A 16,298-nucleotide genomic window follows, 5' to 3' on the forward strand; every position below is an offset into this window, starting at 1 on the left:
GGATTTCTTGATCGACCTGTTGCGCGAGCAGCTGCTCGCGCCTCGCTACATCGGCTGGCTGCTCGACGGCTGGCTGACGACGCTGTGGGCGTCGCTGCTGGTGGCAGCGGGTGCCACGGCGCTCGGCATCGTGGTGGCGGCGGGGTGCTCGTCGACCCACGCCGCATGGCTGCGCGCGACGGGCGCGTACGTCTCGCTGTTTCGCAACACGCCGCTGCTGGTGCAGCTGTTCTTCTGGTACTTCGGTGCGCCGTCCGTGCTGCCCGAGGCGGCGCGCGAGTGGCTCTATGCGGGGCATGTGCTGTCGTTCGAGCTGCTGTCCGCGCTGGTCGGGCTGACGCTCTATGCGGCGGCCTACGTGGGCGAAGACATCCGCTCGGGCATTCGTGGCGTGCCGGCCGGGCAGACGCTGGCGGCCCGTGCGCTCGGCTTCACCGGCACGCAGGTGCTCGCGCAGGTGGTGCTGCCGCAGGCCTTGCGCATCGCCTTGCCGCCGCTGCTGGGGCAGTACATGAACATCGTGAAGAACACCTCGCTGGCCATGGCCGTGGGGCTGGTCGAGCTGTCGTACGCGTCGCGGCAGGTGGAGGCCGAGACCTTCAAGACCTTCCAGGCCTTCGGCTTTGCGACGCTGCTGTACGTCGTGACCATCGGCGCCATCGAGGTGCTGGCCGCGTGGGCGGCGCGGCGGCAGGCGAATGCACCGGGACAGATGCACGAAAGCGCCGCGTGGCGGTGATCCAGACGCTCTGGGACAGCCTGCCGTACCTGCTGTGGGGTGCGTTTCCGCAGGGGCCGCTGGGCGGCGCGGCGCTCACCGTGCTGCTGAGTGCCGGGTCGGCCGTGGCCTCGGCGGTGCTCGGGCTGGCGGCGGGCATCGGCCTGGCGACCGCGCGCGGCAGGCTCAAGGTGGCGCTCACGCTGGTGCTGGGTTTGTTCCGCGCGATACCGGTGCTGATGCTGATCTTCTGGACCTACTTTTTGCTGCCGTTCGCGCTGGGCATCAGCGTGCCGGGCGTGCTGTCGGTGATGTGCGCGCTGTCGCTGGTGGGCGGCGCGTACCTGGCGCACGCGGTGAACGCGGGCATTCGCGGCGTGGGGGACGGGCAGTGGGCCGCGGGCCTGTCGCTGGGCTTCACGCGCTGGGGCACGCTGCGCTTTCTGGTGCTGCCGCAGGCGCTGCGCATGATGCTGCCGTCGTTCGTGAACCAGTGGGTCACGCTGGTGAAGGACAGCTCGCTGGCCTACATCGTGGGCGTGGGGGAACTGTCGTTCGTGGCCTCGCAGGTGAATGCGCGCACCATGGTCTACCCGGCGGAGATCTTCATGCTGGTGGGCGCGCTCTACTGGCTGCTGTGCACCGGGCTCGACCGGCTGGCGAACGCGGGGGTGAAGAGAGCGCAGGCAGCTACAAAAAGACGCAAGAGCTTTTCGGGAAAAGGTCTTGAGCGGTTCGCATAATCGCGTTCGTCATTCCGACCCTGTCCACTCAAGGAGCTTCACCCATGGCCCAGACCCGCATCGCCGTTCTCGTCGGCAGCCTGCGCAAGGATTCGTACAACCAGAAGCTGGCGCTCGCGCTGGCGCACCTGGCGCCCGCGGACTTCACCTTCGAGCACCTGCGCATCGACGACCTGCCGCTCTACAACCAGGACGACGACGGCAACCAGTCCGCGCCCGTGAAGCGCCTGAAGACCGAAATCGCGGCGGCCCAGGGCCTGCTGTTCGTCACGCCCGAATACAACCGCTCGATTCCGGGCGTGCTGAAGAACGCGATCGACCACGCCTCGCGCCCCTACGGCCAGAGCGCCTGGGCGGGCAAGCCGGCCGGGGTGCTCGGCGTGTCGGTGGGTGCCATCGGCACCGCGCTGGCGCAGCAGCATCTGCGCAACATCCTGGCCTACCTCGACGTGCCGACCCTGGGCGCGCCGGAAGTATTCCTGCAGGCCAAGGACGACCTGTTCGACGACAAGGGCCACATCGGCAACGAAGGCTCGACGAAGTTCCTGCAGGGTTGGATGGACAAGTACGTGGCTTGGGTCAAGACGCATTCGGCTTGAGTCTCTTCCTTGCCGCGCACGACAAAAAGCCGCCCGGATGGGCGGCTTTTTTCATGGCGCAGCGCTGGTTCAGGCAGCTTGCGCGACGTTCTTCTGGTTGGCGGCTTCGGCCGTTGCCGCCAGGATGTCGGAGCGCGCAGCGGCAAATGCGTTGGCCTTGGGCTCGTCGCCCATCGCCACGCCCTCGGCGCGCACGATGCGCACGTCGGTGATGCCGAAGAAGCCGAAGACCACCTTCAGGTAGCTCTCTTGATGCTCGGCGCCTTGGCCCCAATCGCTGGTCGAGTACACGCCGCCGCGGCTCGAAGCCACGATCACGGTCTTGCCGCCGGCCAGGCCCACGGGGCCGGTTTCGGTGTACTTGAAGGTACGGCCCACCTGGCCCAGGCGGTCGATCCAGGCCTTGAGCTGGGTCGGGATCGAGAAGTTGTAGAGCGGGGCGCCGACGACGACCACGTCAGCGGCCAGAAACTGGCTCACCAGCTTTTCGGAGACCGCGTTTTCGCGCTGTTGGGCTTCGGTCGGCTCGGCTTGCGGGCCGGTCTTGATGGCGAGGGCATCGGCGCTGAAATGCGCAGGTGCGTCCACGGCAAGGTCGAGGTACTCGACCGTGGTGTCCGGATGCGCGGCCTTCCAGGCGGCCACGATCTCGGCCGTCAGGACGCGGGAGGTCGAGTAGGCACCGAGGATGCTGGAGTCGATGTGGAGCAGCTTCATGATCAATCACTTTCTGTGTTGGCTGTCGGCGCTCAATTGGCCGGCGGATGTGAGAATTCTATTTTTGGATCGAGTGACTGATAAGTAGCCAAAAATCGCACTCATCGTTCTGTTTGCGGGACAATGGCGGCATGCAAGACCTCAACGACATGGTTTTCTTCGCCGAAGTGGCCGAGCGCGGCGGCTTCGCGGCCGCCAGCCGCGCGCTGGGCATTCCCAAGTCGCGCCTGTCGCGCCGCGTGGCCGACCTGGAAGAGCGCCTGGGCGTGCAGCTGATGCAGCGCAGCACCCGCCGCCTGTCGCTCACGCCGGCCGGCGAAATCTATCTGCGCCACGCCGCCGCCATGCGCGACGCGGCGCAGGCCGCGGCCGAGGCGGTGGCGCAGGTGCAGACGGAGCCCAGCGGGCTGGTGCGCATCAGCGTGCCGGTCACCATGTCGCACAGCGGGCTGGCGCAGCTGATGCCGGTGTTCATGGCGCTCTACCCGGCGGTGCGCATCGACATGCGGGTGATCAACCGCCCGGTCGACCTGATCGAGGAGGGCATCGACATCGCCCTGCGCGTTCGCTTCGCCATCGAGGACAGCGCCCTGCTGGTGGCCAAGACCTTCGGCACCAGCCGCGGCGTGCTGGTGGCGCCGCCGGACTTGCTGGCGAGCTTCGGCCCGATCGAGTCGCCGGCCGACCTGGCCAGGCTGCCCACGGCGGCCATGTCGGCCAACGGCGAGGGGCGCGCCGAGTGGCGGCTCGAAGGGCCCGAGGGGCAAACCTACGTGCATGCGCACACGCCGCGCTACGTGGCGGACGACCTGGTCACGCTGAAGTACGGCACGCTGGGCGGCGTGGGGGCCACCATGCTGCCCGACTACATGTGCAGGGCCGAGGTCGAAGCCGGCCAGCTGGTGCGCCTGCTGCCGGGCTGGGGCCCGACGCCGGTGGTCGCGCACATGGTGTTTCCGGCGCGGCGCGCGCTGGTGCCGGCGGTGCGACGGCTGATCGACTTCCTGGTCGAGCACCTGCAGAACGAAGAATTGCGGATGTACTAGCCGCTGCCCGCCCGCTACCCGTCGATGTCGGTGGCGAAGGTCGTGGCCTTGTGCGCTTCCAGCACGGCGAGCCGATCGCGCAGCGCATTGCCGATCGACGCATAGGTGCTGCTGCCGAGCGCGAGCCGCTGGGGCGCGGGGTGTTGTTCCACCGAGTCGGCCATGGCCCTGGCCATCTTGGCCGCGTCGCCCGTCACGGCGAAGTCGCCGCCTGCGAGCGCGCGGCGGATGGCGCCGGCCGGTGTGTCCTCGTAGACCGCCATCGGCGCGGGGCTTACCAGTCCGCCGCCGAAGTTCGTCCTGGTGGGGCCGGGCTCCACCAGCGTGAACGAGATGCCGAAGGGCGCCACCTCCTGCGCGACCGATTCCACGAACCCTTCGATGCCCCACTTGCTCGCGTGGTACAGGCTGAAGTTCGGGTACGCCAGCTGCCCGCCTTCGGACGACACCTGCAGGACACGGCCGCCGCCCTGGGCGCGCAGGTGGGGCAGCGCGGCGCGAATCACCTGGATCGCGCCGACGAGATTGGTGTCGATCTGGTGGCGGATCTGTGCGTCGGTCACTTCTTCGGCCGCGCCGAACAGGCCGTAGCCGGCGTTGCTGACGACCACGTCGATGCGGCCCATCGCGACGAAGGCCGCGTCGACCACGCTGCGCACGGCGGCGGTGTCGGTCACGTCGAGCACGGCCACGCGCAGGCGTTCGCCGTGTTGCGCCTGGAGCTCGCGCAGCACGTCGGCCTTGCGCACGGTGGCGGTCACGCTGTCGCCGCGCGCCAGCAAGGTTTCGGTGAGTTCACGGCCGATGCCGCTGGAAGTGCCGGTAATCAGCCAGTTTTTCGTTGCCATTCAAGGTCCTTTCGAATGAGTGAAGCCCATCGTAGGCCGCATGATTGAGAACAAAAATACCATCGTGGTGTATCTGTCTTGCACCTCAGGTTGATAATTGGCTGCATGATCATCGACCCCCTCGACGGTGTCGCCGTCTTCCTCGCCGTGGCTGAACACCGCAGTTTCACTGGCGCCGCGCTGGCCCTGGGCGTGACGCCGACGGCCGTGAGCAAGGCGGTGCGCGCGCTGGAAGCCCGCCAGGGCGTGATGCTGTTCCAGCGCACGACCCGGCGGGTGGCGCTGACGGAGGCAGGCCAGGCCGTCTTCCTGCGGCTTCGGCCCGCGGTGAGCGAGATTTCGGATGCCTTCGCGGCGCTCGGCGGCTTTCGCGACCGGCCCATGGGCACGCTGCGGATCACCGCGCCGCGCGGCGCGGTCGAGCCGATCCTCGGCGCGCTGGTGCCCGCATTTCGCCGCGCCTACCCCGAGGTGACGCTGGAGATTTCGCTCGACGAGGCGATCGTCGATCTCGTCGGGGCGGGCTTCGACGCCGGCATCCGGCTGGGCGAGGCGGTCGAGAAAGACATGGTGGCGGTGCGGCTCACGCCCGAAATCGCCTGGGCGGTGGTGGGCGCCCCCCGCTATTTCGAAGGCCGCGAGCGGCCGAAGGTGCCCGAGGACCTGGTGCGCCACGAGGCCTTGCACTACCGCTTTGCCGGCTCCGGTGCGCTGCACCGCTGGCGCTTCCGGCGCGGCAAGCGCGACTTTCTGGTGGAAACGAAGAGCGGGCTGGTGCTGAACGACCGGCAGATGCTGGTGGACTGCGCCGTCGAGGGGCTGGGCCTGGCCTTCGTTTCCGCGCAGGAGGCGCGGCAGGCGGTGGCGCAGGGGCAGCTGGAGGCTTTCCTGCAGCCCTGCATTCCGGTCGATTCGGGCCTGTATCTGTATTTTCCGGAGCGCTCGCAGTCGCAACTGAAGCTGCGGGTGTTCATCGACATGGCCCGAAAACTGGCCGCGCTGCCGGCCTGATGCCGGCCTGACAGGACGCCCTTATGCGAAAAGCGTCATATCCAAACAATCAGATATTCGTTTGGCATTGAAGCGATGGTTCGCACAATCCGAGGCTCACATCCCTCCAGGAGCGACCATGGCAACTCTGCGACTCGGCGACACCGCCCCCAATTTCACCCAGGATTCCAGCGAAGGCCCCCTCGACTTCTACCAGTGGGCCGGCGATTCGTGGGTGGTGTTCTTCTCGCACCCTGCCGACTTCACGCCGGTGTGCACCACCGAGCTGGGCAAGACCGCGGCGCTGTCGGGTGAGTTCGCCAAGCGCGGCGTGAAGCCCATCGCGCTGAGCGTGGACCCGGCCACCAAGCACAAGGAATGGATCTCGGACATCAACGAGACGCAGAACACCACGGTCAACTTCCCCATCATCGCGGATGCCGACCGCAAGGTGGCCGACCTGTACGACCTGATCCACCCGAACGCCTCGGCCACGGCCACGGTGCGCAGCGTGTTCATCATCGACCCGAAGAAGGCCATTCGCGCCACCATCACCTACCCGGCATCCACCGGCCGCAACTTCGACGAGATCATTCGCGTAATCGACTCGCTGCAGCTCACCGACAGCCACAAGGTGGCCACGCCCGTGAACTGGAAGGACGGCGACGACGTGGTCATCGTGCCGAGCATCCAGGACCCGGCCGAGCTGGCGGAGCGCTTCCCCAAGGGCTTCAAGGCCGTGAAGCCTTATCTGCGCATCACGCCGCAGCCGAACAAGTAAGCGGGCGGGGCAGCAACGTCATGCAGTCTCGCGTCGTCATCGTGCCGGGTTGGCGCGACTCCGGGCCCGGCCATTGGCAGAGCCTGTGGGAAGCGCGCATTCCGGGCGCGGCGCGGGTGGTGCAGGACGACTGGGCCTCGCCCAAGCGTGACGCCTGGGTGTCGGCGCTGGCCAGGCTGGTGCTGGAGACGCCCGGGCCGGTGGTGATCGCCGCGCACAGCCTGGGCTGCATCGCCACCGCGCACCTGCCGGCGGCCGCGGCCGCCCGCATCCAGGGCGCGCTGCTGGTGGCCCCGGCCGACCCCGAACGCCGCGCGGTGCTGTCCGACTTCGCGCCCGTGCCCTATGCCGCGCTGCCGTACCGCAGCATCGTGGTGGCCAGCAGCAACGACCCGTTCTGCCCCATTCGCCTGGCGGGGGCCTACTCGCGCGCCTGGGGCAGCGAGTTCGTGCGCATGCAGAATGCGGGCCATATCAATGTCGATTCGGGGCACGGGGACTGGCCGCTCGGCCTGGCTCTGCTCCAATCCTTGACCGACGAGCCCGCCGCCTGGTCGGCGGGCCGTGAATTTTCAGAAACCTTGGCAATCACATGACTTCCAGAATCAAGACCTTCGTCGCCGTGCTCGCGCTGGCGTCCTCCGCACTTGCAGGCAGCAGCGCCTTCGCCCAAGGTACGTCCGGCACGGGGCTGCTCAATGCGTCGTACGACGTGGCCCGCGAGTTCTACAAGGACTACAACGCGGCCTTCGTGGCGCACTACAAGAAGGCCACCGGCAAGGACGTCAAGATCGACCAGTCGCACGGCGGCTCCAGCGCCCAGGCGCGTGCGGTGGCCGACGGCCTCGACGCCGACGTGGTGACCATGAACACCTCGACCGACATCGACTTCCTCGCCGGCGCCGGCGTGGTCGCGAAAGACTGGGCGAAGAAATTTCCCGACAACGCATCGCCGACCACGTCGACCATGCTGTTCCTGGTGCGCAACGGCAACCCCAAGGGCATCAAGGACTGGGACGACCTGGTCAAGCCCGGTGTGCAGGTCGTGATCGTCAACCCCAAGACCGGCGGCAACGGGCGCTACGCCTACCTGGCGGCCTGGGGCTACATCAAGAAGAAGGGCGGCACCGATGCGCAGGCCGCCGAATTCGTCGGCAAGCTGTTCAAGAACGTGCCGGTGCTGGCACGCGGCGGCCGCGACGCGACCACCGCCTTCCTGCAACGCAACATCGGCGATGCGCTGATCACCTTCGAATCGGAAGTGGTGTCCATCGACCGCGAATTCGGCACCGGCAAGGTCGACTCGGTGTACCCGTCGATCAGCATCGTGGCCGAGAACCCGGTGGCCGTGGTCGAACGCACCACCGCCAAGAAGGGCACCGGCGACCTGGCCAAGGCCTACCTCGACTGGCTGTACTCCGAAGAAGCGCAGGAAATCGCCGCCAAGCATGCGCTGCGTCCGCGCTCGCCGGCCGTGCTGAAGAAGTACGCCGCCACGTTCAAGCCGCTGCAGCTGTTCACGGTGCAGGAGCTGTTCGGCAGCCTGGGTGAAGCGCAGAAGGTGCACTTCAACGACGGCGGCCAGTTCGACAAGCTCTACACGCCCGGCGCGAAGTAAATGAGCGGCGCTGTCTCATCGGCGCTCCCGTCCGCGGGAGCGCCTTTTTCGCGTGCCAACCGGGCAAGAGGCGCCAAGCGCGTCCTGCCCGGTTTCCACATCACGCTCGGCTTCTCGATTTTTTACCTCAGCCTGATCGTGCTGATCCCGCTGTCGGCGCTGGTCTTCAGAACCTTCACGCTGACCTGGGACCAGTTCTGGGTGGCCGTGACCGCGCCGCGCGTGATGGCTTCCTACCGGCTGACCTTCGGCGCTTCGCTGATCGCGGCCATCGTCAACACCGTGTTCGGCCTGCTGGTGGCCTGGGTGCTGGTGCGCTACAAGTTCCCGGGCAAGCGCATCGTCGACGCGCTGGTCGACCTGCCGTTCGCCCTGCCGACGGCCGTGGCCGGCATTTCGCTGACCGCGCTGCTCGCGGGCAACGGCTGGGTCGGGCAACTGCTGGAGCCGCACGGCATCAAGCTGGCGTTCACGCCGGCGGGCATCGTGATTGCGCTGATCTTCATCGGGCTGCCGTTCGTGGTGCGCACGGTGCAGCCGGTGCTCGAAGACACCGAAAAAGAGCTGGAAGAAGCCGCCACGTCGCTGGGCGCCACGCGGTTGCAGACCTTCACCAAGGTGATCTTCCCGGCCATTGCGCCGGCGCTGTTCACGGGCTTTGCCATGGCCTTCGCGCGTGCCATCGGCGAGTACGGCTCGGTCATCTTCATTGCGGGCAACATGCCCATGATTTCGGAGATCACGCCGCTCATCATCATCGGCAAGCTGGAGCAGTACGACTATGCGGGCGCCACCGCCGTCGCGCTGGTGATGCTGGTCATTTCCTTCGTGCTGCTGCTGGTCATCAACGGCCTGCAGGCATGGCAGCGTCGCCGGGCAGGAGGCTGAGATGAGTGCACCTTCCAAAGTCATTCGCCGCGCACAGGCCGGCACCACCGAGGCACCGTGGGTGCGCTGGGTGCTGATCGGCCTGGCGCTCGCGTTCATGTTCCTGTTCCTGGTGCTGCCGCTGGCCGCCGTGGCGACCGAGGCCCTGCGCAAGGGCTTCGGCGCCTACCTCGATGCGCTGAAGGAGCCCGACGCCTGGAGCGCCATTCGCCTCACGCTCATCGTGGCGGCCATCACGGTGCCGATGAACCTCGTGTTCGGCGTGGCGGCCGCATGGGCGGTCGCCAAGTTCGAGTTCCGCGGCAAGGCGCTCCTCACCACGCTGATCGACCTGCCGTTCGCGGTGTCGCCGGTGGTGGCGGGCCTGATCTATGTGCTGGTGTTCGGTGCGCAGGGCTGGATCGGCCCGTGGCTCGCCGCGCACGACATCAAGATCATCTTCGCCGTGCCCGGCATCGTGCTGGCCACCGTGTTCGTGACCTTTCCGTTCATTGCGCGCGAACTCATTCCGCTGATGCAGGCCCAGGGCACCGACGAGGAGCAGGCCGCCATCGTGCTGGGCGCGACCGGCTGGCAGACCTTCTGGCGCGTGACGCTGCCCAACATCAAGTGGGGCCTGCTGTACGGGGTGATTCTTTGCAACGCGCGCGCCATGGGCGAGTTCGGCGCGGTGTCGGTCGTGTCGGGGCACATTCGCGGCCAGACCAACACCATGCCGCTGCATGTGGAAGTGCTCTACAACGAATACCAGTCGGTGGCCGCGTTCGCCGTGGCCTCGCTGCTGGCCATCCTGGCGCTGGTCACGCTGGTCATCAAGTCGGTCATCGAATGGCGCCACGAGCGCGAGATGAAGGCGATTGCCGAGCTGCCGCCCGAGCGGCCCCAGGCAGCTTGAGAAGTTCGGGGGTGAACGCAGAACCCTCACCCCGGCCCTCTCCCCAAGGGGAGAGGGAGTAACCAGACGAAGACACAGGCAGAGATCTCATGAGCATCGAAATCCGCAACATCAGCAAGCAGTTCGGCGACTTCCGCGCGCTGCGCGACGTGAACCTCGACGTGGAGTCGGGCGAGCTTGTCGCGCTGCTCGGCCCCTCGGGCTGCGGCAAGACCACGCTGCTGCGCATCATCGCGGGGCTGGAAACGGCCGACGCCGGCAGCATTCTTTTCTCGGGCGAAGACACCACCGACGTGCATGTGCGGGAACGCCAGGTGGGCTTCGTGTTCCAGCACTACGCGCTGTTCCGCCACATGACCGTGTTCGAGAACGTCGCCTTCGGCCTGCGCGTGAAGCCGCGCAAGGAACGCCCGAGCGACGCGCAGATCAAGGCCAAGGTGACCGACCTGCTCAAGCTGGTGCAGCTCGACTGGCTGGCCGACCGCTACCCGTCGCAGCTGTCAGGCGGGCAGCGCCAGCGCATTGCGCTGGCCCGTGCCCTTGCGGTCGAGCCCAAGGTGCTGCTGCTGGACGAGCCCTTCGGCGCGCTCGACGCCAAGGTGCGCAAGGAACTGCGCCGCTGGCTGCGCCGGCTGCACGACGAGCTGCACGTCACCTCGATCTTCGTCACCCACGACCAGGAAGAGGCGCTCGAGGTGGCCGACCGCGTGGTGGTCATCAACAAGGGCCAGATCGAACAGGTCGGCTCGCCGCAGGAAGTGTGGGACCAGCCCGCCAGCCCGTTCGTGTACGGCTTCCTGGGCGACGTGAACCTGTTCCACGGCCGTGCCGACAACGGCGCGGTGCAGCTCGACGGCATGCGCCTGGATTCGCCCGAGCACAGCGGCGCGCGCGACGCCAAGGCGCGGGCCTACGTGCGCCCGCATGACATCGACGTGACACGCTACGTGGCCGGCGCCTCCGGCATCGTCGCCACGCTGTCGCGCGCCATCGTCGTCGGACCCACCGCGCGGCTGGAACTTGAGCCCACCGAAACGAATCCAGATAATCCGGGCTCCGGAACCATCATCGAGGCGCAACTCCCTGCGCAACAGTTCCGTGACCTGGGCTTGAAGGAAGGCGACACCGTCGTCGCCAACCCACGCAAGGCCAGGGTGTTCGTAGAAGAAGATTGGGTTTCTCCTTGATCGATTGGTACTTCGGCGCGCCGCGCCGCGCGCTCGGGCTCATCTGCCTGGCCTGCGTTCTCATGCTGGCCTTCGGGCTTTACCTGCAGCACGTGGTCGGCCTCGAGCCGTGTCCCATGTGCATCGTGCAGCGCTATGCGCTGGTGCTGGTGGCGCTGTTCACCGGGCTGGCGGCCGTGTTCCGCAGCCGTGCGCTGCAGGTGACCGGCGGGGTGCTGGCACTGGTGTCGGCCCTCGGCGGTGCCTACACGGCCGCCTCGCAGAGCTGGCTGCAGTGGTACCCGCCCGAGGTTGTTTCCTGCGGACGCGACCTGTACGGAATGATCGAGACCTTTCCGCTGAAGCGTGCGCTGCCGATGATTTTTCGCGGCGGCGGCGACTGCTCCAAGATCGACTGGACGCTGTTCGGCCTGTCGCTGGCGAACTGGTCGTTCGTGGCGTTCGTGGTGCTGTCGCTGCTGCTGATCACGCTGCTCGTGCGCTCGCGCCGGGCACGCTGAAACAGCGAACCGCATCGGACGCAATGTCCCGATGCGGCCCCCGGCTTTAGGGGGCCTTCAGGAAGCGCGGCTAGGATGAAGCCGCCGTCACACAACACGCCGTGGTCCGCCACGCCGGGTTTTCCGGCCCGCGACGGGCCCTGTGGCGCGTTTCACTTCATCCTCATTGCATGCCAAACACTCCCAAGCGGCGCTCGCGCAAGCTCATCTACGGCATCGTTGCCCTGGTCGCTCTGGGGCTGTCGTCCCTTTTCTGGCTCAGTCCGGCCAAGAAAACCGAATACCTCACCGCCACCGTGGCGCGCACCGACCTTGAAAACGCCGTGCTCGCCACCGGCGTGCTGCAGGCGCTCAAGCAGGTGGAGGTGGGCGCGCAGGTCAGCGGGCAGCTGAAGTCGCTGAAGGTGGTGCTGGGTCAGACGGTGAAAAAGGGCGACTGGCTCGCCGAGATCGACCCTGTCATCTCGCAGAACACCCTCGCGCAGGAGCAGGCCAAGCTGGAGAACCTGCAGGCGCAGAAGCTCGCGAAGGAAGTGCGCGTGCGGCAGGCCCAGCTCACCTGGACCCGGCAGCAGGACATGCTCGCGCAGGACGCCGCCGCCAGGCAGGACATGGAAAGCGCCGACGCCGAGCTGCGCGCGCTGCGGGCCGATGCCGTGTCGCTGGAGGCGCAGATTCGCCAGCAGAAGCTGGCCGTGGCCTCGGCGCAGACCAACCTGTCGTACACGCGCATCGTCGCGCCCATCGACGGCGACGTGGTGTCCATCAGCACGCTCGAAGGCCAGACCGTGGTGGCCGCCTTCCAGGTGCCCACGCTCATGAAGCTGGCCGACCTGTCGACCATGACCGTGAAGGCACAGGTGTCCGAGGCCGACGTGGTGCGCGTGAAGCCGGGGCAGCCGGTGTACTTCACCATCCTGGGCGACCCCGACAAGCGCTACCACGGCACGCTGCGCGCGGTGCAGCCCTCGCCCGAGAAGATCAACAACGCGGTGTTCTTCAACGCGCTGTTCGACGTGCCCAACCCCGACCGCACACTGCGCGTGGACATGACGGCGCAGGTCGCCATCCTGCTGGGGGAGGCGAAGCAGGCGCTGACCGTGCCGCTCACGGCGCTGGGTGCGCGCGACAAGGACGGCCGCCAGGAAGTGCGCGTGCTCAAGGCCGACCAGAGCGTGGAAAAGCGCCAGGTGCGCGTGGGCATCAGCAACAACTTCCAAGCGCAGGTGCTCGAAGGGCTGAAGGAGGGCGACAGCGTCATCACGGGCGACCCCTCGGCGCTGGTGGACGGCGGCGACGGCGGCGGCGGCGGACGGGGCAAGCGCCCATGACGCAGACGAAGGCGCCGCTGCTCGCGCTGCGCGGCATCGGCCGCAGCTTTCCCTCGGGCGAGCAGGAGGTGCAGGTGCTGAAGAACGTCGACCTGGACATCGGCCACGGCGAGATGCTGGCCATCGTCGGCGCCTCGGGCTCGGGCAAGTCGACGCTGATGAACATCCTCGGCTGCCTCGACCGGCCGAGCACCGGCACCTACACGGTGTCGGGCCAGGACGTGGGCACGCTGGACAGCGACGCGCTGGCCGAGCTGCGGCGCGAGCACTTCGGCTTCATCTTCCAGCGCTACCACCTCATGCAGCACCTGACGGCTGCCGGCAACGTCGAGGTGCCCGCCGTGTACGCCGGCACCGACACCCAGGCGCGCGACATGCGGGCACGCCAGCTGCTGGCCCGGCTGGGCCTCGAAGACCGCACCGAGCACCGGCCCAGCCAGCTCTCGGGCGGCCAGCAGCAGCGCGTGAGCATTGCGCGTGCGCTCATGAACGGCGGCGAGGTCATCCTGGCCGACGAGCCGACTGGCGCGCTCGACCGCAAGAGCGGGCAGGAGGTGATCGGCATCCTGCGCGAGCTGCATGCGCAGGGCCACACGATCATCATCGTGACCCACGACATGCAGGTGGCGAGCTGCACCGAACGCATCATCGAGATCTCGGACGGCGTGATCGTGGGCGACCGGCCCAACGTGCCGACGGTGGCGGCGCCCGCGCAGGACGTGCAGGCCGATGCCTCCGTGCGCGAAGCGATGGTCCGGCCCAAGCTCGGCATTGCGCGCTTCAGCACCGGCTGGGCCCGCTTCGCCGAGGCCTTCCGCATGGCCTGGCGCTCGATGATGGCGCACCGCATGCGCACGGCGCTCACGATGCTGGGCATCGTCATCGGCATCACCTCGGTGGTGTCGATCGTGGCCATCGGGGAGGGCGCCAAGCGCTTCGTGCTGTCGGACATCCGGGCCATCGGCACCAACACGCTGGACGTGTACCCGGGCCGTGACTTCGGCGACGACAAGGCGCAGAGCATCCGCACGCTGACACCGGCCGACCTCGACGCGATTGCGGCGCAGCCCTACGTGCACAGCGTGACGCCCGCCACCTCGCGCAGCCTGCGCCTGCGCTACCGCAGCGTGGACATCAACGGCACGGTGAACGGCGTGAGCGACAGCTTCTTTCGCGTGCGCGACATGCAGATGGCCGACGGCGCGGCCTTCACCGCCAGCGACGTGCGCCACCAGTCGCAAGTGGTGGTGATCGACCAGAACACGCGGCGCAAGCTCTTTCCCGACGGGGGCGAGGCGGTCGGAAAAATCATCCTGGTGGGCAACCTGCCGTGCACGGTGATCGGCGTGTCGCAGGAGAAGAAGACGGTGTTCGGCGAGAACAAGTCGCTCAACATCTGGCTGCCCTACAGCACCGGCGCGAGCCGGCTGTTCGGCCAGCAGCACTTCGACAACATCACCGTGCGCATCCGCGACGACCAGCCGACCAAGGCGGCCGAAGACAGCATCGTCAAGCTGCTGACGCTGCGCCACGGGGCCAAGGACTTCTTCACCTTCAACATGGACAGCATCGTGAAGACCGCCGAGCGCACGAGCCAGTCGCTCACGCTGCTGCTGTCGCTGATTGCCGTGATCTCGCTGGTGGTGGGCGGCATCGGCGTGATGAACATCATGCTGGTGTCGGTGACCGAGCGCACCCGCGAGATCGGCATTCGCATGGCCGTGGGCGCGCGCCAGAGCGACGTGCTGCAGCAGTTTCTCACCGAAGCGGTGCTGGTGTGCCTGGTGGGCGGGCTGATCGGCGTGACGCTGTCGTACGGCATCAGTTTTCTGTTTTCGCTTTTCGTCAAGCAATGGCAAATGATCTTTTCACTGGGCGCGGTGGTGTCGGCCTTTCTGTGCGCGTCGCTGATCGGCGTGCTGTTCGGCTACCTGCCAGCGCGCAACGCGGCGCGGCTGGACCCGATCGAGGCGCTGGCGCGTGAGTAGCGCGCGCCTCCTGTCCGTGGTGGCCGCCGCCGTGCTGGTGCTCGGCGGGTGCACGCTGTTCCAGCCCGAGCAACGGGCGCAGCGGCCGCTGGAAATTCCGCAGGGCTGGCAGCAGTCGGATGGCGCGGGCAGCGCAGCCGCCATGTTGTCGGCCAACTGGTGGACCGCGTTCAACGACCCGCAGCTCGAGCGCCTGATCGACAGCGCGCTGCGCAACAGCAACGACCTGGCGGCGGCGGGCATTCGCGTGCAGCGCGCGCAACTGCAGGCGGGTCTTGCGAACACCAACCTCACCCCCGGCGTCGTGGCGCAGGCCGGCACCAGCCGCGCCTACGACCTGAAGCGCGGCGGTGCCAGCGTGCCCGCGTCGAGCCTGCAGGCCACCTTGAGCTACGAGCTCGACCTGTGGGGCCGGCTCGCCGCGCAACGCAGCGCCGCCGACTGGGCGCTGAAAGCCACCGAGTCCGACCTGCAGGCCACGGCACTGGCGCTGGTCGGCACCACGGCGGGGCTCTACTGGCAGACCGGCTATCTCAACCAGCGCATCGCGCTGAGCGAGGCGGGCATCGAAGACGGACGGCGCATCCTGGCGCTGGTGCGCGTGAAGTACGCGGCGGGTGCGGTGTCGGGTCTGGACGTGGCGCAGGCCGGGCAGAACCTGGCAACGCAGGAGGCGGCGCACACCCAGCTGCTGCAACAACGCGTCGAGGCGCGCAACGCGCTGGCCATTCTGTTCGACCAGCCGCCGCAGCCGTTGGCCGCCGAGCCGCCACAACTGCCGGACACGGCGCTGCCCGTCATCGACGCCGGCGTGCCGGCGAACCTGCTGGGCCAGCGGCCGGACCTGCGTGCGGCGGAACAGCGGCTGCGTGCGGCGCTGGCGAACGTCGATGCCACGCGCACCGGCTTCTATCCGTCGCTGAGCCTCACGGGATCGCTGGGCACGTCGAGCGCCGCGCTGGGGGACCTGCTGAAGAACCCCGTGGCCACGCTCGGCGCCGGGCTGGCGTTGCCCTTCCTGCAATGGAACACCGCGCGGCTGAGCGTGGGCATGTCGCAAACGCAGTACGAAGAGGCGGTGGTGGGCTTCAGGCAGTCGCTGTACACCGCGCTGTCGGAGGTGGAGAACGCGTTGTCGTCGCGCATGCAGTTGCGCGATGAGAGCGAGAAGCTTGTTCTGGCGTTGCAGGAGGCGCAGCGCGCGGAGCGGTTGTCCGAAGTGCGCTACCGCGCAGGGGCGACTGCGCTGCAGCCGGTGCTCGACGCGAAGGACCGGCGGCGTACGGCGGAGGTGTCGCTGGCGTTGAACCGGTTGAACCAGCTGAATGCGACGATGACGTTGTACAAGGCGTTGGGTGGGGCGGCTGTGGTGTCGTAGGGCTTCGAGGAGGCCGTGCTTTGTCGGCGGCACCCCCTCACCCTAGCCCTCTCCCGCGGGCGGGAGAGGGG

General features: G+C 67.8%; 17 protein-coding genes. 15 read left to right on the forward strand and 2 right to left on the reverse strand.

The window, feature by feature from the left end:
* Positions 1-16: 16 nt before the first annotated feature.
* From ACSFA5_RS23255 to ACSFA5_RS23265, 3 genes are read left to right on the forward strand one after another with little or no spacing between them, the layout of a single operon-like run.
* Entirely contained in the window at positions 17-739 is a 723-nt protein-coding gene (locus ACSFA5_RS23255) for an amino acid ABC transporter permease (RefSeq protein ID WP_435446571.1), read from the forward strand.
* On the forward strand, positions 730-1,461 hold the full coding sequence (locus ACSFA5_RS23260) for an amino acid ABC transporter permease (RefSeq protein WP_435446397.1): 732 nt from the start codon (positions 730-732) through the stop codon (positions 1,459-1,461). Before ACSFA5_RS23255 ends, ACSFA5_RS23260 begins: the two co-directional genes overlap by 10 nt.
* Before the next feature lie 44 nt (positions 1,462-1,505).
* Positions 1,506-2,060, forward strand: a complete 555-nt coding sequence (locus ACSFA5_RS23265; RefSeq protein ID WP_435446398.1) for an NADPH-dependent FMN reductase — start codon at positions 1,506-1,508, stop codon at positions 2,058-2,060.
* Between the two features lie 69 nt (positions 2,061-2,129).
* Here the strand turns inward: ACSFA5_RS23265 and ACSFA5_RS23270 are convergent, their stop codons facing one another.
* Positions 2,130-2,777: an FMN-dependent NADH-azoreductase gene (locus ACSFA5_RS23270; protein ID WP_435446399.1), complete on the reverse strand. Its 648-nt coding sequence runs from the start codon at positions 2,775-2,777 to the stop codon at positions 2,130-2,132.
* Positions 2,778-2,908: 131 nt separating this feature from the next.
* Here ACSFA5_RS23270 and ACSFA5_RS23275 point away from each other — a divergent pair, with 131 nt between their 5' ends.
* Positions 2,909-3,823: a LysR family transcriptional regulator gene (locus tag ACSFA5_RS23275; protein ID WP_435446400.1), complete on the forward strand. Its 915-nt coding sequence runs from the start codon at positions 2,909-2,911 to the stop codon at positions 3,821-3,823.
* Between the two features lie 14 nt (positions 3,824-3,837).
* Here ACSFA5_RS23275 and ACSFA5_RS23280 read toward each other — a convergent pair whose 3' ends face one another.
* The gene (locus tag ACSFA5_RS23280; RefSeq protein ID WP_435446401.1) at positions 3,838-4,671 is read right to left on the reverse strand and encodes an SDR family oxidoreductase; all 834 of its coding nucleotides are present in this window, start codon (positions 4,669-4,671) and stop codon (positions 3,838-3,840) included.
* A 105-nt stretch (positions 4,672-4,776) separates the two neighbouring features.
* On the opposite strand from ACSFA5_RS23280, the gene ACSFA5_RS23285 reads away from it, so the two are divergent.
* The 11 genes from ACSFA5_RS23285 (at position 4,777) to ACSFA5_RS23335 (ending at position 16,227) form a co-directional block, all read left to right on the forward strand.
* A complete protein-coding gene (locus ACSFA5_RS23285; protein WP_435446402.1) occupies positions 4,777-5,682 on the forward strand; it encodes a LysR family transcriptional regulator in 906 nt (301 codons plus the stop codon).
* A gap of 118 nt (positions 5,683-5,800) precedes the next feature.
* Positions 5,801-6,442, forward strand: coding sequence for a peroxiredoxin (locus tag ACSFA5_RS23290; protein WP_435446403.1), 642 nt, complete (start codon positions 5,801-5,803; stop codon positions 6,440-6,442).
* 20 nt (positions 6,443-6,462) lie between these two features.
* Positions 6,463-7,038, forward strand: a complete 576-nt coding sequence (locus tag ACSFA5_RS23295; RefSeq protein ID WP_435446404.1) for an RBBP9/YdeN family alpha/beta hydrolase — start codon at positions 6,463-6,465, stop codon at positions 7,036-7,038.
* Complete coding sequence (locus ACSFA5_RS23300; protein WP_435446405.1) at positions 7,035-8,060, forward strand: sulfate ABC transporter substrate-binding protein; 1,026 nt, start codon at positions 7,035-7,037, stop codon at positions 8,058-8,060. Before ACSFA5_RS23295 ends, ACSFA5_RS23300 begins: the two co-directional genes overlap by 4 nt.
* Entirely contained in the window at positions 8,061-8,948 is an 888-nt protein-coding gene (cysT, locus tag ACSFA5_RS23305; protein ID WP_435446406.1) for a sulfate ABC transporter permease subunit CysT, read from the forward strand.
* 1 nt (position 8,949) lies between these two features.
* Positions 8,950-9,843: a sulfate ABC transporter permease subunit CysW gene (gene cysW, locus ACSFA5_RS23310; RefSeq protein ID WP_435446407.1), complete on the forward strand. Its 894-nt coding sequence runs from the start codon at positions 8,950-8,952 to the stop codon at positions 9,841-9,843.
* A gap of 89 nt (positions 9,844-9,932) precedes the next feature.
* Complete coding sequence (locus ACSFA5_RS23315) at positions 9,933-11,030, forward strand: sulfate/molybdate ABC transporter ATP-binding protein (RefSeq protein WP_435446409.1); 1,098 nt, start codon at positions 9,933-9,935, stop codon at positions 11,028-11,030.
* Positions 11,027-11,530, forward strand: coding sequence for a disulfide bond formation protein B (locus ACSFA5_RS23320; RefSeq protein WP_435446410.1), 504 nt, complete (start codon positions 11,027-11,029; stop codon positions 11,528-11,530). Before ACSFA5_RS23315 ends, ACSFA5_RS23320 begins: the two co-directional genes overlap by 4 nt.
* Positions 11,531-11,700: 170 nt before the next feature.
* Positions 11,701-12,861 (forward strand): macrolide transporter subunit MacA, encoded by a 1,161-nt coding sequence (gene macA / locus ACSFA5_RS23325; RefSeq protein ID WP_435446411.1) that lies wholly within the window; start codon positions 11,701-11,703, stop codon positions 12,859-12,861.
* Positions 12,858-14,849, forward strand: coding sequence for a macrolide ABC transporter ATP-binding protein/permease MacB (macB, locus tag ACSFA5_RS23330; RefSeq protein ID WP_435446412.1), 1,992 nt, complete (start codon positions 12,858-12,860; stop codon positions 14,847-14,849). Before macA ends, macB begins: the two co-directional genes overlap by 4 nt.
* Positions 14,842-16,227 carry an efflux transporter outer membrane subunit gene (locus ACSFA5_RS23335; protein ID WP_435446413.1) on the forward strand — a complete coding sequence of 462 codons (1,386 nt, stop codon included), beginning with the start codon at positions 14,842-14,844 and terminating at the stop codon, positions 16,225-16,227. Before macB ends, ACSFA5_RS23335 begins: the two co-directional genes overlap by 8 nt.
* Positions 16,228-16,298: the final 71 nt, after the last annotated feature.

Origin of the sequence: Variovorax monticola, assembly GCF_051216855.1 — a bacterium.
Lineage (GTDB): Bacteria > Pseudomonadota > Gammaproteobacteria > Burkholderiales > Burkholderiaceae_C > Variovorax.

Excerpts from the sequence above, each read along its gene's own strand:
- ACSFA5_RS23265 (WP_435446398.1), top strand. The coding sequence starts at position 1,506 with ATGGCCCAGACCCGCATCGCCGTTCTCGTCGGCAGCCTGCGCAAGGAT.
- ACSFA5_RS23270 (WP_435446399.1), bottom strand. The coding sequence starts at position 2,777 with ATGAAGCTGCTCCACATCGACTCCAGCATCCTCGGTGCCTACTCGACC.
- ACSFA5_RS23275 (WP_435446400.1), top strand. The coding sequence starts at position 2,909 with ATGCAAGACCTCAACGACATGGTTTTCTTCGCCGAAGTGGCCGAGCGC.
- ACSFA5_RS23280 (WP_435446401.1), bottom strand. The coding sequence starts at position 4,671 with ATGGCAACGAAAAACTGGCTGATTACCGGCACTTCCAGCGGCATCGGC.
- ACSFA5_RS23285 (WP_435446402.1), top strand. The coding sequence starts at position 4,777 with ATGATCATCGACCCCCTCGACGGTGTCGCCGTCTTCCTCGCCGTGGCT.
- ACSFA5_RS23290 (WP_435446403.1), top strand. The coding sequence starts at position 5,801 with ATGGCAACTCTGCGACTCGGCGACACCGCCCCCAATTTCACCCAGGAT.
- ACSFA5_RS23295 (WP_435446404.1), top strand. The coding sequence starts at position 6,463 with ATGCAGTCTCGCGTCGTCATCGTGCCGGGTTGGCGCGACTCCGGGCCC.
- ACSFA5_RS23300 (WP_435446405.1), top strand. The coding sequence starts at position 7,035 with ATGACTTCCAGAATCAAGACCTTCGTCGCCGTGCTCGCGCTGGCGTCC.
- cysT (WP_435446406.1), top strand. The coding sequence starts at position 8,061 with ATGAGCGGCGCTGTCTCATCGGCGCTCCCGTCCGCGGGAGCGCCTTTT.
- cysW (WP_435446407.1), top strand. The coding sequence starts at position 8,950 with ATGAGTGCACCTTCCAAAGTCATTCGCCGCGCACAGGCCGGCACCACC.
- ACSFA5_RS23315 (WP_435446409.1), top strand. The coding sequence starts at position 9,933 with ATGAGCATCGAAATCCGCAACATCAGCAAGCAGTTCGGCGACTTCCGC.
- macA (WP_435446411.1), top strand. The coding sequence starts at position 11,701 with ATGCCAAACACTCCCAAGCGGCGCTCGCGCAAGCTCATCTACGGCATC.
- macB (WP_435446412.1), top strand. The coding sequence starts at position 12,858 with ATGACGCAGACGAAGGCGCCGCTGCTCGCGCTGCGCGGCATCGGCCGC.